The organism is Dolichospermum circinale AWQC310F, from assembly GCF_000426925.1.
Lineage (GTDB): Bacteria > Cyanobacteriota > Cyanobacteriia > Cyanobacteriales > Nostocaceae > Dolichospermum > Dolichospermum circinale.
This window is the reverse complement of the sequence record NZ_KE384668.1, coordinates 9,493-25,144: the sequence shown is the minus strand read 5'-3', so window position 1 is coordinate 25,144 and position 15,652 is coordinate 9,493. Positions and strand designations below refer to the sequence as shown.

Below are 15,652 nucleotides of genomic sequence, written 5' to 3'. Positions count from 1 at the left end.
CACTTCCCGGTGTTATGAGGTACATATCTAGCGGGCAAGATGCCCGCACCACAAGAGTTTCATGATTCAGCTTTGTACCTCATCAGAGCGGAAAACGCTGTATTTACATAGAATTACCGAAAAATGATAAAAACAAGTTCCCCAAATACAGATAACAACAAAGTTAAGATAATTACAAAAGTTTTGACTTCAGCGATTAAGTTATGGCTAAGAACTCAATTAAGTCACGTATCGGATTTAGATGTGCAGATTAAAGCGAGCGATCGCCAACTTTTTTCTGGTTCTATTCCTGGGGTATCTATTTCTGCTAGTAAAGCTGTGTATCGAGGAATTCATATCACAGAAATCGAACTTTATGCCGAAAAAATACAACTTAATGTCTCATCAATATTGAGAGGACAGCCGCTGCAATTACTAGAAATAGTACCTGTTGTTGGTAAACTAATAGTTGAAGAACAGGATCTTAATAACTCGCTCTCATCTCCATTATTATTGACAGCTATAAGTGATTTACTAATTACACTATTACCAGAATCTGGACTAAATTCCAAGTCCCTTAGTTGGCGAAAAATTACCCTTGACAATCAGTTATTGATACTGCATGGTATAACTATTTCTGATAAGCAAGAAACATTCTTTAATATTCATTTATACTTAAAACTACTAAACGGACAAGAACTGCAATTGACACAAGTTGAGATCAAAAGCGACGAAGAAGTTATTCTAGAAGGATATGCTCCTGATATTATAAATCTGGGGACAGATGTTGATATTCAAGAAATCTCTCTGATACCGGGACAACTAACTTGTTATGGACGCATTAATATTAATCCATAACCGTCTGTCTGCATCAGGATATCCAGGATTTAAGGATTTTCAAGTTTTATGCTGATATGTGACAATAAACCACAAATTATGAATCATAGAGTTGTTTGTAACAGTGGTAAAAGAAGAGTCACAAAATAATAAACTAAAGGCGCGGTAAAAATATAACTATCAGTCCGATCTAAAATACCACCATGGCCAGGGATTAATTGTCCAGAATCTTTGACACCCGCATCACGTTTAAGTAAAGATTCCGTTAAATCACCTAATAAACTAGCAATACCAATAATCAAACCCAATGTTAAACCGGTAATTAACCAGTAGGGAAAATGGAGAAAATAAGCACCTGTCACAGCCACGGACAAACTAGCAGCAATACCAAAAACTGCACCTTCTACGGTTTTCCTGGGACTAATATCCGATAAACGAGTTTTACCGAAGAATTTACCAATAATATAAGCACCAATATCAGCAGCCCAAATACAGGAAAATGCAAGGATAGTGGTTGTTAAACCTGTGGGTAAGGCGCTAAAATTGCCTTGTCCAATATCCTCCCAATGGGATGGCCAATAACCACCTAAAGGCAGATTACTGGTAAGATCATGATTAATTTCCCGTAAGCGTACCCAGTAACTTGGTAAATAACCTACATAAAACAAACCCATAATAGAAGCGGAAATATCGGCAATTGTCGCTAGTTTAGGTTGAAAAAGTAGATAAAAACAAATCAGTGTTCCTGCTATGGGCATAATTGCATCAGCTAAACTAGCATTCAGAGTACAAATTGCCAATAAAACTTGACTGACAAACATAGTAGTTTTTACCGCTGGTGTAATGCCGCGAGAACGCACTAAGTTAAAATATTCTTGTTGACCTAAAAATACAACAATAGCGATCGCTATGGTGAAATACCACCCCCCTAACAGGGTTGAAGATAGCGCCATGAAAATCGCAATAATTCCACTAACAATTCGAGACCAGGGCATAATAGTATTTTGGATTTTGGATTTTAGATTTTGGATTGAATCCAAAACCGAAAACCGCAGAAGTTTTAATTCATTCAAATTTAGTCTAATTTCTCACCACTGAGAATAAAAATGGGATCTCCAGCTACAAAAGTTTGAGAATAACCCCGTGTTTCCAAACGGTTCACCCCTGACTGGACAACTTCGATATTTCTCACTCTCAATTGGGAAAAACTTTGAGAAATAGCATACAGATTTTCTAGATTAGCAGCTGTCGCCACTACTCGTCCAGATGTGGGTAAATATTGCCATGCAGCTTGGACAATTTCATTTATGGCTTTTCCCCCTTCAATGCAAATACGATTAGGTTGTAACTTGATTTGCTTTAAACATTCCGGGGCGCTACCTTCGATAACTGCTACGTTTTTCACTTCAAAGCGATCGCAATTGCGTTTAATCAGGTTAGCTACATCCTCATCACGTTCAATGGCAATTACCCGTCCTTGGGGACACAATAAACCAACCTCTATAGGAATTGTACCCGTTCCCGCACCAATATCCCACAATATTGAATCTGCTTGTAGTCGCAGTTGAGAAATCAACAACAATCTTAATTCTCGCTGACTGAGGGGAATACCTGGTAAATGCTCAAATAATTCATCGGGAATCCCTGGAGTAATATAAGGCCAAAGTGGGGAAGGCATAAGCAATTAAAAATTAAAATTAACAATTAATTTAACAATTAAATAAAAATCAGGAATGGGGAAGATAATTTTGGTATTTATGCTCATGAGTGACAGAAGGATACTTTAATGGTCATGAATAGGGAAATATTAGCCAATCGCTACGAGATTCAACAACAGTTAGGCAAAAAAGCTGGTAGAAGCACTTTCCTAGCTACTGATGTAGTAACTGGAAAATCGGTAATTGTCAAGTTACTTGCTTTTGGTGGTGATTTTGAATGGGATGATCTGAAATTGTTTGAAAGGGAGGCTCAAACTTTAAAATCTTTATCACATCCTTTTATTCCTGCATACTTAGACTATTTTGAGGTTAATTCCCCTACATATAAAGGATTTGCCCTCGTCCAGACTTATATCCCAGCCCAAACCCTAGAACAATATTTACAAACTGGGAGAAAATTTACAGAGGTTGAAGTCCAAGAAATTGCCAAAGCACTTTTAGAAATTCTTATATATTTACATAACTTAAATCCGCCAGTTATCCATCGTGATATTAAGCCTAGCAATATTTTATTAGGAGAACGTTCTGGTAATAGCGTTGGTTCAGTTTATTTAGTAGATTTTGGTTCAGTTCAGACTGTTCTAGCAGCAGAAGGAGGGACAATAACGATTGTCGGAACCTATGGTTATATGCCACAAGAACAGTTTGGAGGCCGCACAGTTCCCGCTTCTGACCTTTATAGTTTAGGATGCACAATAATTTATTTGGTAACGGGTACTCACCCAGCAGATTTACCCCAAAAGGATTTTTGCATTCAGTTTGAGCAATTTACTAATATTAGTCCGTATTTTACTAATTGGTTGCAGAAAATCACAGAACCGAGTTTAGAAAAGCGTTTCTCTTCTGCAACTCAAGCGCTGATAGCTTTAGAACAGGGAGAGGGAGAATATACCGAAATTACAGCTTTAGCTGTTGGTAAACCAGCAGGTAGTGAAATTCAACTCACAAAAAATGAAGATTTTTTAGAAATTATTATTCCCCATACTGGCTTTAAACCCTCGATGGTATTTATAGGGTGTTTTGCCACATTTTGGAATTTATTTATATTAGTTTGGACTATTGGCGCTCTTTCTGCTCCTTTTCCCGCCAATATTCCCTTTGCTTTGTTTTCATTACCTTTTTGGGGTGCTGGTTTTTCGATGATATATGCTGGCATATTATACCCTTTATTTGGCAGCGTGAAAGTACGTATAGATAAAGAACAAATTACTTTTAATGCTTGGTTAGGAAAATGGAAAATCCGTCGTCGTTCAGCTTCTAGAGCAAGTATTAATAAACTGATTTATACACCACAACATTTTACTGGAGATTCGGAAGATAGAACCCTACAGCCAGCAAAATTAGAAATTTGGGCGGGAGTGAAAAAATTTGAGTTTAATCTTGATACTCTGAAATCTGAAGCAGAATTAGAATGGTTAGCTAAGGAATTAAGTGATTGGTTGGGTATAGGAATCTCTGAGGTAAGATAGTATTGAAGCCTCATCTCAATGCTACTCTGATTAATTTTCAGTATTATTGCCACTTTTGTATTTATCCGCTGAGGTTGGTTAATTACTAAACGTAAATAACATGAATTACAGCTAAAATTAACCCCCAGACTGAAATTATAAATTAGTCCGGGGGCAATTTACAAACAAGATAAAGTTCACTAAATAGGCGTATTGACCACAGAGGAAGGTGCTACCCCCCCAGAAAGTTTTGTCTGGGAATCATTGCTAATTGAGTTTTGTAGTGGTATTTCATCATCTATCACACCACGCAACTTAATTAATTTGATCGCCCGGTTAACACTTTCTGGTAAGATCACCACTAAACTACCATCGGTAGCCATATCTAAGGCTTTGTTAATGGCTTGAGTTTCGTCTAGAATTGATTCAAAGCGACTATTAGGCTTAACCTCATTAATACCCTTAGTAATCAAATCCGAGGCTGAACCCCGTGGCCGTCCTCTGGTATCATCATCTTCCTTAACAATAATGTAGTCAAAGATATCCGCCGATAACTTACCTAGCATAACAAAATCTTCGTCACGGCGATCGCCAGGGCCTCCAACCACACCAATACGCTGTCCTGTTGTCCAGTTGCGAACAAATGAACCCAAAGCCTCATAACTAGCCGCATTATGGGCATAATCAACTAAAGCGTGGTATTTACCCAAATTAAACAAATTCATGCGTCCTGGGGTTTGACTTACAGAAGCGCGGAAACTTCTTAAACCAGCACGAATTTGCTCAATTGTGACATCTTGGACAAAAGCTGCCAAACTTGCAGCTAGGGCATTAGCAATCATAAATGGCGCTCTTGCGCCCATTGTCAAGGGTATATTTTCCGCTCTTTCAATGCGGTGTGTCCAATCACCTTTAACAATTGACAGATAATCATGTTCATATACTGCGGCTACTCCTCCCTTTTGGATATGCTTTCGCACCAGTTCCGAATCGGGATTCATGGTAAAATAAGCCACATTGGCCTTAGTTTTTTCTGCCATAGCCGCAACCCGTGGATCATCAGCATTGAGTACGGTATAACCATCGGGGAATACAGCTTCAGCGACTACGCTTTTAAGATGAGCTAATTGCTCTATAGTATCTATATCACTGATACCGAGATGATCTGCGGATACATTTAATACTACACCAACATTAGCATTATCAAAACCGAGTCCAGAGCGGAGAAGACCACCACGAGCAGATTCTAATACCGCCACTTCTACGGTAGGATCTTGGAGGATAACATGGGCGCTTTGAGGACCAGTATTATCTCCTGATTCTACCAAGAAATCACCGATATAAGTACCGTCAGTGGTAGTATAGCCGACTACCTTACCTGTTTGCTTATAAATGTGTGCCAATAGGCGGGTAGTAGTGGTTTTGCCATTTGTGCCGGTGACTGAGAGAATGGGAACACGGCTGGCTTGATCATTGGGGAATAGCATATTAATCACAGCACCAGCGACATTACGGGGTATACCCACGCTAGGAGCGACGTGCATTCGGAAACCAGGGGCCGCATTAACTTCGACAATCACACCATCTAATTCTCTCAAAGGACGGCTAATATCAGAAGTGACAATATCTATACCAGCAACATCTAAACCGATGATTCGGACTATCCGCTGTGCTAACCAAACGTTTTCTGGGTGAATTTCGTCCGTACGGTCAACAGCACTACCACCTGTACTTAGATTTGCCGTTGCCCGTAGATAACAAATTGCTCCTGATGGTGGCACACTATTGATAGTATAACCTTGCCTTTCTAGTAGCTGGTAGCTGCTGCGGTCTAACTCAATCTTAGTCAGAACATTATCATGCCCTTCACCGCGCTTAGGATCTTGGTTAGTTTCTTCAATGAGTTCTAGAATAGTAGACTTGCCATTACCCAGGACATGGGCGGGGATTCTTTCTGCTACAGCGACTACTTTGCCATTTACTACTAATACCCTATGGTCGCGTCCAAGATAATACCGCTCGACAATGATTGAGTTAGAAACTTGTCTAGCCATTTCATAGGCTGCTTCTGCGTCTTTCCAGTTTCTGATATCAATGGTGATACCACGGCCATGATTACCATCTAAAGGCTTAATAACGATTGGATACCCGCCAACATATTCAATAGCTTCTTCCAAATCATCAAAGAAATTGATGACTGTACCTCTAGGAACTGGTATACCATTAGCATAGAGAATACGTTTAGTAGCCTCTTTATCACAAGCTAATTCTACACCGAGAATGCCTGTGTTATTGGTCATTGTGGCCTGAATCCGTTTTTGATGGATACCATAGCCCAACTGAATGAGAAACCTTGCTGGTAAAGGCATCCAGGGAATGCCTTTTTTCTCAGCTTCTTTAATAATGGCTTCTGTTGACGGTCCAAGAGTTGCATCGCGCCAAAAGTCTTTTAAGTCTTGGATATCTTGCTCTAATTCGGCTTTTGGATAACGACCTCGGTCAATAATGCTTTGACATAGCCTTACTGCTGCCCGTGCTGCGTAACGACCCGCTTCTTCATTTAGGTACTCAATCACTACCTGGTAAATCCCAGGTGTGGCAGTTTCACGGGTGCGACCGAAACCTACGTGCATTCCCGCCAATTCCTGGAGTTCCAAGGCTACGTGTTCCACTATATGACCCATCATAGTGCCTTCTCGCACCCGCATTAGAAAACCACCACGACAGCCGGGGGAACAATAGTGACCCTCTAAACTTGGCAGCGCCTCTACTAATCCTTCATAAAAGTCAGTTATTTCATTAGAGGGAGTTTCGGCAATATTCTCTAAGTCGAGGCGCATAACTATCAGCTTGTGCCGTCTAATGCTCCAGTAGTTTGGGCCGCGTAAGGTTTGGATCTTGAGGATTCTCATGGGAATAGGTAGATGGAGATTCGGAACCAAAATTCTAGTTTCTGACTGGAATTGACCGCTAAACTGTTCATTCTGAACAGTTTTTCTAGTGAGATCATATCTAAATCTGGGGACAGGAAGAAATTAAGTCGCGGTCAAGCCAGTGTCACTTTAGATACTCTATCCCGTTAGCTAGAGATGCGATGCACAGCAGGTAAAACAGTACGTTGGTAAAGATGGAAGCGATCTCCGTAACTGAGGATATGTAGTCGTAAATTATGTACTGTCAAGGGTTCATTAGCACTAACACTAGGTTCATTAGTATGGGTTAGTTCTGTCGGGTCAACAATAGTAACACTACCTTTACCCATAACTTGCAACCAACCATCCCGTTCAAACACAGCACAAGTATCTTCATCAATACCAATGCCTAAGCGATCAGGGTGAGAGGCGATAGCACTTACAAGTCTTCCCATGCGATTCCGGTTATGGAAATGTTGGTCAACTACCACTTCAGGAATAAATCCTAAACCGGTTGCCATGTCCACCAGGGAACGATTGGGTGTTTCACCACTCCCACCACCAGCGATCATGTGATGACCCATTACGGCTGCTCCAGCGCTTGTACCTGCTAGAGTCAGTTGTCCGGCTCTCACCCGTTGGCGGATAATTTCCATGGCTGGGGTGTCGGAGAGGACTCCACAAAGGCGCAGTTGGTCTCCTCCTGTCAAGAAGACACCACTACAGGCTTCGAGGGATGCTTTAATCTCAGGATTTTCGCATTGTTCCCGTTCACGAATGTCTAAAATTTCCACCTTTTCCGCACCCATTTCTTCAAAAATGCGGATATACCTACCACCAATAATGGCAGGCTCCCGGGAGGCTGATGGAATTATTGTAATATACGCCTTGTTACCGCCAGCACGAATAAAAAAAGTTCTCAGAATTTCTCGTCCATGAACCTTATCTTCTGCGCCTCCGATAACCATAACGGCGGTTTTAGTTGCTTGGGGTGTCCTCATTTCCAGCGATTTAACTTCTAACTGCGGCATTGTGTTTCTGCTTGAGGGAGTCAACAACTTCAGGTCAATTGAACAAGGTTTGGTACTTGTTAATTTTCGCCTTTTGCTTGGTGTGAGAGGACACGGCTTGACGGACATGAGGCTTCAACTATGACATCATGTCCGTCTTTCTCATAGCCAGTGCCATTGTTTTTTACCTATCTACGACTTCTATAGGGCTTTTATAGTCCTCATACAACTACAATTCCTTTCTAGATTTAGGTTTTAGTAGGTTTTGACACTCTTACTTCTGATAGCGTAGCCATGGCTGGCTGGATGCATCCCGGAAGTTGTTAACATTAGTGGGATTATTAACTTAAATTTAGTGGTGACAATATTTAAACACAATTTAAACACAAATCCAGTGATTAGAAAAACTTTTGATTTCACCAAAGAACTAAAAGTTATGGTACTTTTAGATACTATTGGTAGATTTTTTCTTGATTTTTAGATGTTTTTATGGCTTAGGCCTATCTACGCTATTGTGTTTGCTCAGTATCTACCACTAAGATTAGTTCTATCGAATACGAATTACTGTGCGTTTTGATATAGTTACACTTTTTCCCGACTGTTTTACTTCAATCCTCCATTCTGGTTTATTGGGTAAGGCTTTAGCTAAACAGATTGCTCAGGTGCATCTGACTAACCCCAGAGATTTTACCACGGATAAGCACCACAAGGTGGATGATGAACCCTATGGCGGTGGGGTGGGAATGTTAATGAAGCCAGAGCCTATCTTTGCAGCTGTGGAGTCTTTGCCAATTCTACCCCGTCGAGATGTGATTTTCATGAGTCCCCAAGGACAAACGATTAACCAGCCTTTGCTGCGCGAATTAGCCACGAATTACGACCAATTAGTTATCATCTGTGGTCACTATGAAGGAGTAGATGAAAGGGTACTAAATTTAGTGACTCGTGAGGTGTCTTTAGGAGATTTTATCCTGACTGGGGGTGAAATTCCTTCTATGGCTTTGATTAATGGTGTGATGCGTCTGTTACCGGGAACTGTAGGTAAGGAGGAATCTCTCAAAACTGAGAGTTTTGAAGAAAGTTTGTTAGATTTTCCCCAGTATACCCGTCCTGCTAATTTTCGCGGTTGGAAAGTTCCTGATGTGTTACTAAGTGGTAATCATGGTAAAATAGCCCGTTGGCGTTTTCAACAACAAGTTGAACGTACTGCTTTACGTCGTCCCGATTTACTAAAAAAATGGCAAGAGGAAAGGGAACAGGGAACAGGGGACAGGTGACAGGGAACAGGTGCTACGCCACGGTGACAATTAACCACTAACAATTAACCACTAACAACTAACCACTGACAACTAACCACTGACAACTAACTACTGACAACGGACAACTAACTATGAACATCAGAATTGGTAATGGCTATGATATACACAGATTGGTGAGCGATCGCCATTTAATTTTGGGCGGTATTCATATTCCCCATGAACTCGGTTTGTTAGGACACAGTGATGCTGATGTCCTTACTCATGCCATCATGGACGCAATGCTAGGAGCATTATCTTTAGGGGATATTGGTCATTATTTCCCCCCCACAGATCCCCAATGGAAAGGTGCTGATAGTCTTGTATTATTAAAACAGGTCAATCAGCTAATTCTTGATCAAGGTTGGAAAATCGGCAATATTGATTCTGTTGTAGTTGCTGAACGTCCCAAATTAAAACCTCATATTCATTCCATGCGGGATAAATTAGCAGCAGTTTTAGCAGTAGCACCAAATCAAATTGGTGTCAAAGCTACTACTAACGAAAAATTGGGACCGACGGGACGGGAAGAAGGGATTTGTGCTTATGCTGTGGTTTTGTTGGTAAGTGGTGATTAATTGATAACTAATAGGAGAATAAAAGAATGTTTAGTTTAGATAAACCAGAAGAACTAATTAAAATTAGACTTATTTCTAGTATTTGGAATAATCAATTTGATTCACCAGAGAAAATAGAAAGTTTATTTCAACTGTCTTCTCCAGATATTGTTGTCTTAGATCAAAATCAGCAAATTGCATTATTAGTAGATGTCAAAGCGCAAGAAATTCTAGAAAGTCATGAAAATAATTTATCAAAAGTTAGCAATCTATATTTAAAAAATTCTCAGGAAAACCCGCGATTTGTTATGTTAGCAAATTTAACAGAAATTAATGTTTTTCAATCTAAAAATGGTGTATTTTCTAAACCAGCTATATCATTAAATACAGGAAAAATTCTTAGTCATTATGATTCAGAATTTTGCGAAAAAAAAATTTTTAATTTCTACTTAAAAACCCTGATAGTATCTTGGTTAAGAGATTTGACTTATCACTGGAAATTAGAAATACCACCTGCTTCTGAAAAATTTGAAAAAATAGGTTTATTAGCAAAGCTAAAACATGGAGAAACATATTCGCAAAATGATGAATAATAGGTAATTTATATTTATTTACCAGTACCAGGAATATTAAAATGACCATACTTTATATAGAAACTAATTTTTTAATGACTATTGCTAAAGGACAGGATACACGAGCGGATAATTTGCTTTATAATCGTCTTAGGTCTTTAAAAATATTTATACCCCATATTTGTTATATAGAAGCAATTACAGTTTATAAATTAGAGAAGCAGGAAAAACTTAATTTTAAAAAAGATATGGAACTAAAAATTAGAGAAATTGCTCGTGATCAAACTTCTAATTATGCTCCTCTATTAGTTCAACAGCTACAACAAGCTATCATTACTAATGATGGTTTACTTAATGACATTGAATCTCGCCTTACTAATGCTATTAATACTCGCATTAACATCATCAATGTAAATCTTAATAACCTTAAGAATATTTGTACATCAGTGTTGACACAACCAGAAATATTACTAATTAAAAATGATATTATGGATAATATAATATTACAATCTATCTTAGATCATGCCCAGTTATATCCTCAAGAAGATAAAGCATTTATTAGTAATAACAGTAAAGACTTTGATAAACCTGAAGTTAGATATGCTTTACGCAATGCTGGAATTAGGTATTTTACAATGACACAGCATTTTCTCGACTGGTTTAACTCTCGTTCATTAACTTAAAAATAATTATTTAATTACCGAAACTATGACATTAACTAAAACAATACTCAATTCCACCAAAGGCTTTTTATTACTAATAACAATCATTGCTTTTACAGCAATAGGAATTACCGCTTGTAGTCCAACCAAATTAAAAACTAGCACCGCTCAAGTACCCCAATTAGTAACCAGTATTCTTAGTGATCCAAAAACATTTAATGCTGCGTTGAGTTCCGAATCACCAAATATTTTTGGTTACACTTATGAGGGATTATTAACTCAAAATCCTATTGATGGTAAAATAGAAGGAGCATTAGCCGAATCTTGGGAAATATCAGAAGATAAAACGAAAATTACCTTTACTATGCGCGAAGGTTTAAAATGGTCAAATGGAGAACCATTAACAGTTGATGATGTCGTCTTTACCTATAATGATATTTATCTAAATCAAGACATACCCACAGACACTAGAGATGTTTTAAGAGTGGGGAAAGATCGCAAATTACCAACAGTTAAAAAAATAGATAATAGGAGAGTAGAATTTACTGTACCTGAACCATTTAGACCTTTTTTACTGAGTACAGGAGCGCCTATTTTACCTGCTCATATCTTAGAAAAATCAGTCAAAACCAAAAATAAAGATGGTAAACTAGAGTTTTTAAGTAAATGGGGTGTTGATACTCCTCCTGAAGAACTTATTGTTAATGGACCTTACAAACTGGAAAGATATGATACAAGTCAACGGATAATTTTTCGTCGTAATCCCTATTATTGGCGGAAAGATGCTCAAGGTAAATCCCAACCATATATTGAACGGATAATTTGGCAAATTGTCGAATCAACTGATACTGCTTTACTTCAATTTCGCTCTGGAGATTTAGATGCTATTGGGGTTTCCCCTGATTATTTTTCTCTGTTAAAAGTTCAAGAAAAACAAGGTAATTTTCAAATATATAATGGTGGTCCAAGTTCTGCTACTTCCTTTATTTCTTTTAATTTAAATAAGGGAAAAAGAGATGATCAGCCTTTAGTTGATCCTATTAAATCTAAATGGTTTAATAATGTCCAATTTCGTCAAGCTGTAGCCTATGCTATTGATAGAAAAACCATGTTAAATAATACTTTTCGTGGTTTAGGTACACCTCAAGATTCTCCTATTTCTGTCCAAAGTCCTTATTTTTTACCACCGGAAAAAGGCTTGAAGGTTTACACATATAATCCCGATAAAGCTAAACAATTACTACTACAGGCCGGATTTAAATATAATGACAAAAATCTGTTACTAGATGATCAAGGTAATGAGGTGAGATTTACATTATTAACAAATTCTGGGAATAAAATTCGGGAATCAATGGGTTCACAAATTAAACAGGATTTAAGTAAAATCGGTATTCAAGTAGATTTTGCACCTCTGGCTTGGAATGCCTTTATAGATAAACTTTCTAATACTTTAGATTGGGATGCTTGTTTAATAGGCTTAACGGGGGGTTTAGAACCTAATGACGGTGCAAATGTGTGGTCACCTGAAGGAGGTTTACATATGTTTAATCAGAAGCCCCAAGCCGGACAGAAACCAATTGAGGGGAGAGAAGTTACACCTTGGGAAATCAAAATTAATGAACTTTATATTCAAGGGGCGCAAGAATTTGATGAAGAGAAAGTTAAACAAATTTATGGCGAAAGTCAACAATTAACACAAGAATATTTACCTTTTATTTATTTGGTTAATTCCTACGCTATGTCCGCAATTCGGAACCGGTTTCAAGGTATCCAATTTTCTGCTCTTGGTGGTGCTTTTTGGAATATTCATGAAATTAAAGTGACAAAATAACTGCATAAGGGAACTCCAAAATCTCAAATCCAAAATCCAAAATCCCATGACTCAACCCGAAAATTTGCGATCGCTCTTAGAAGCTGTCGCTAATGGTAAAATAACTCCAGAGATAGCCTTCGACTCCCTCAAAGATCTAGCCTATCAATCTGTAGGTGAGTTTGCTAAAATAGACCACCACCGTCAATTAAGAACCGGTTTCCCGGAAGTAATTTGGGGACCTGGTAAAACACCCGAACAAATTACTCAAATTATGGAGGTCATGAGACATCGGACTTCTGTAGTCATGGCTACCCGTATAGAACCTCAAGTATATTCCGCAATTCAAAAAAAAGTTAGAGGTATACAATATTACGAACAAGCCCGAATCTGTGCCATTGCTCCCTCGGTAATTGAAGTCAAATTTCCTGGTAAAATTGGCATTCTTTCCGCTGGTACTGCTGATTTAGCTGTTGCTGAAGAAGCGGCTGTCACTGCTGAACTTTCTGGTTTCTCTGTACAGCGTCTTTGGGATGTAGGTATAGCGGGAATACACCGTTTACTAAGTAACCGTCACCTATTAGAATCAGCGTCAGTATTAATTGTCGTAGCGGGTATGGAAGGGGCTTTACCTAGTGTAGTAGCTGGTTTGGCAGATTGTCCAGTGATTGCTGTTCCTACTAGTATTGGTTATGGTGCGAGTTTTTCCGGTTTAGCACCTCTATTGACAATGCTCAATTCTTGCGCTGCTGGTATAGGTGTGGTAAATATAGATAATGGCTTTGGTGCAGCGGTTTTAGCGGGACAAATTTTAAGAACTTCAGAAAAATTACGCTTGACAGCAGAAACATAGTCAAGTAACAGGGTAAAATAGAATATAATTGCCGTATTTTCTACCTCAATTAGCTACTTTTACTATTTAATAGAATTTGTCAAGATTTTGCTTACAGTATTATGGAAAACCTGAATGATTTACTATTGCCATTTTTAGGCAATTTACACCAACATATCACTTTTCTGGCTGATTACAGTCATATTAAAGACCCAGACCTTTTGGAGCAAATGCGACTTGGTTGGAATCACTTTATCACAACTGGGCAAGTTTGGGCGCTGTTTATTGGTGTAGTTGTTGGTTATCTGCTTAAAAGTTTAAGTAGTTTCGGCTAAATAGATTTTAGATTTTGAATTGATTTTCAGGAAAAATCTCTCAGGGTGTTTTCAAGGTTGCAAGCAAATATAATTTGCTACTACATAAGCAAAGTTTGCTTGCGTATATTAACAAAAAAACAAGGGTTTAAAACCCATGAAGATGTATTTTCTGTGTGTAAAGGCGGTTTCTACTGCCTGTTTTGTAGTGTCTACTATCACATTCTCCTCTATTCAGATTTATGACCGAAAAACAAACTTGGAGTCAGCGGTTCGAGTCCGCGCTAAATCCTGCGATTGCTCGCTTTAATGCCAGTATAGGTTTTGATATCGAACTGATCAAATATGACATTACTGGTTCTCAAGCTCATGCTAAAATGTTAGCTCACACTGGGATAATTTCTTATGAAGAAGGGGAAATACTATTTACAGGTTTAGAACAAATTCGTCAAGAATACGACCAAGGAAAATTTCAGCCCGGTATTGACTCTGAAGATGTGCATTTTGCTGTAGAAAAGCGACTAACGGAAATTGTCGGGGATGTCGGTAAAAAGCTACACACAGCCCGTTCTCGCAATGATCAAGTAGGTACTGATACTAGATTATATCTTCGTGATCAAATTCGGAAAATTCGCCAGCAATTGCGGGAGTTTCAAGGGGTTTTACTTGATATAGCTGAAAAAAATGTAGAAACGCTGATTCCTGGTTACACCCACCTGCAACGGGCCCAGCCCGTGAGTTTAGCACATCATTTACTAGCATACTTTCAGATGGCACAACGGGACTGGGAAAGGTTAGCAGACGTTTATAGCCGAGTGAATATCTCCCCTTTGGGTTGTGGTGCTTTAGCGGGAACAACTTTTCCTATTGACCGCCACTATACAGCGAAGTTATTGCATTTTGATCGCGTTTATGCCAATAGCTTGGATGGAGTTAGCGATCGGGATTTCGCCATAGAATTTCTCTGTGCTGCTAGTATAATCATGGTTCACCTCAGCCGTCTTTCTGAGGAAGTGATTTTGTGGGCTTCAGAAGAATTTCGTTTTGTTACCCTTAAAGATAGCTGTGCTACGGGTTCTAGCATTATGCCCCAAAAGAAAAACCCTGACGTACCAGAATTAGTCAGAGGGAAAACGGGGCGGGTATTTGGTCATTTACAAGCCATGTTAGTGATTATGAAGGGTTTACCACTGGCTTATAATAAAGACCTACAGGAGGATAAAGAAGGTATCTTTGACAGCGTGAACACAGTTAAAGCCTGTTTAGAGGCAATGACAATTTTACTGCAAGAAGGTTTAGAATTTCGTCATCAGCGATTAGCAACAGCGGTTACAGAGGACTTTGCTAATGCTACAGATGTTGCAGATTATCTCGCTGCCCGTGGTGTACCCTTCCGAGAAGCTTATAATATTGTTGGTAAAGTCGTGAAAACCAGTATTGCTGCTGGTAAACTACTTAAAGATTTGCACTTAGAAGAGTGGCAAGAAATTCATCCTGCCTTTGCAGCGGATATTTATGAAGCCATAGCCCCTCGTCAAGTAGTTGCAGCCCGCAATAGCTATGGTGGCACAGGTTTTGTTCAAGTCAGAGAGGCCATTGTTAATGCCCGGACTCAAATCAACGGCAAATAATTTTTAATTTAGGGAGTGGGTAATGGGTAATGGGTAATGGGTAATGGGTAATTGGTAATTGGTAATTCACTTTTT

At 38.9% G+C, this 15,652-nt stretch carries 14 protein-coding genes; 10 read left to right on the top strand and 4 right to left on the bottom strand.

What is annotated here, in order from left to right; translation table 11 throughout:
• Positions 1–183: 183 nt before the first annotated feature.
• The gene (locus ACIR310F_RS0104545; RefSeq protein ID WP_331271301.1) at positions 184–837 is read left to right on the top strand and encodes an LmeA family phospholipid-binding protein; all 654 of its coding nucleotides are present in this window, start codon (positions 184–186) and stop codon (positions 835–837) included.
• Positions 838–920: 83 nt separating this feature from the next.
• Here ACIR310F_RS0104545 and ACIR310F_RS0104540 read toward each other — a convergent pair whose 3' ends face one another.
• The gene (locus ACIR310F_RS0104540; protein ID WP_028082797.1) at positions 921–1,811 is read right to left on the bottom strand and encodes a phosphatidate cytidylyltransferase; all 891 of its coding nucleotides are present in this window, start codon (positions 1,809–1,811) and stop codon (positions 921–923) included.
• 80 nt (positions 1,812–1,891) lie between these two features.
• Complete coding sequence (cbiT, locus tag ACIR310F_RS0104535) at positions 1,892–2,494, bottom strand: precorrin-6Y C5,15-methyltransferase subunit CbiT (RefSeq protein WP_028082796.1); 603 nt, start codon at positions 2,492–2,494, stop codon at positions 1,892–1,894.
• A gap of 114 nt (positions 2,495–2,608) precedes the next feature.
• On the opposite strand from cbiT, the gene ACIR310F_RS0104530 reads away from it, so the two are divergent.
• Complete coding sequence (locus tag ACIR310F_RS0104530) at positions 2,609–4,003, top strand: serine/threonine protein kinase (protein ID WP_028082795.1); 1,395 nt, start codon at positions 2,609–2,611, stop codon at positions 4,001–4,003.
• A gap of 179 nt (positions 4,004–4,182) precedes the next feature.
• On the opposite strand, the gene cphA is transcribed toward ACIR310F_RS0104530, so the two are convergent.
• On the bottom strand, positions 4,183–6,894 hold the full coding sequence (cphA, locus tag ACIR310F_RS0104525) for a cyanophycin synthetase (protein ID WP_028082794.1): 2,712 nt from the start codon (positions 6,892–6,894) through the stop codon (positions 4,183–4,185).
• Between the two features lie 167 nt (positions 6,895–7,061).
• Positions 7,062–7,925, bottom strand: coding sequence for a cyanophycinase (locus ACIR310F_RS0104520; RefSeq protein ID WP_028082793.1), 864 nt, complete (start codon positions 7,923–7,925; stop codon positions 7,062–7,064).
• Positions 7,926–8,470: 545 nt separating this feature from the next.
• Between ACIR310F_RS0104520 and trmD the strand changes: the two genes are divergently transcribed.
• From trmD to argH, 8 genes are all read left to right on the top strand, one after another.
• A complete protein-coding gene (gene trmD, locus ACIR310F_RS0104515; protein ID WP_028082792.1) occupies positions 8,471–9,181 on the top strand; it encodes a tRNA (guanosine(37)-N1)-methyltransferase TrmD in 711 nt (236 codons plus the stop codon).
• A gap of 113 nt (positions 9,182–9,294) precedes the next feature.
• Positions 9,295–9,777, top strand: coding sequence for a 2-C-methyl-D-erythritol 2,4-cyclodiphosphate synthase (gene ispF / locus ACIR310F_RS0104510; protein ID WP_028082791.1), 483 nt, complete (start codon positions 9,295–9,297; stop codon positions 9,775–9,777).
• 26 nt (positions 9,778–9,803) lie between these two features.
• Positions 9,804–10,349 (top strand): hypothetical protein, encoded by a 546-nt coding sequence (locus tag ACIR310F_RS0104505; RefSeq protein ID WP_051289474.1) that lies wholly within the window; start codon positions 9,804–9,806, stop codon positions 10,347–10,349.
• A 41-nt stretch (positions 10,350–10,390) separates the two neighbouring features.
• Complete coding sequence (locus ACIR310F_RS0104500; protein ID WP_028082789.1) at positions 10,391–11,011, top strand: PIN domain-containing protein; 621 nt, start codon at positions 10,391–10,393, stop codon at positions 11,009–11,011.
• Positions 11,012–11,036: 25 nt separating this feature from the next.
• Positions 11,037–12,821: an ABC transporter substrate-binding protein gene (locus ACIR310F_RS0104495; protein WP_028082788.1), complete on the top strand. Its 1,785-nt coding sequence runs from the start codon at positions 11,037–11,039 to the stop codon at positions 12,819–12,821.
• A 46-nt stretch (positions 12,822–12,867) separates the two neighbouring features.
• Positions 12,868–13,653, top strand: coding sequence for a nickel pincer cofactor biosynthesis protein LarB (larB, locus tag ACIR310F_RS0104490; RefSeq protein WP_028082787.1), 786 nt, complete (start codon positions 12,868–12,870; stop codon positions 13,651–13,653).
• A 101-nt stretch (positions 13,654–13,754) separates the two neighbouring features.
• Positions 13,755–13,967 (top strand): hypothetical protein, encoded by a 213-nt coding sequence (locus tag ACIR310F_RS0104485; protein ID WP_028082786.1) that lies wholly within the window; start codon positions 13,755–13,757, stop codon positions 13,965–13,967.
• Between the two features lie 221 nt (positions 13,968–14,188).
• A complete protein-coding gene (argH, locus tag ACIR310F_RS0104480; RefSeq protein WP_028082785.1) occupies positions 14,189–15,577 on the top strand; it encodes an argininosuccinate lyase in 1,389 nt (462 codons plus the stop codon).
• The last annotated feature ends 75 nt before the right edge of the window (positions 15,578–15,652 follow it).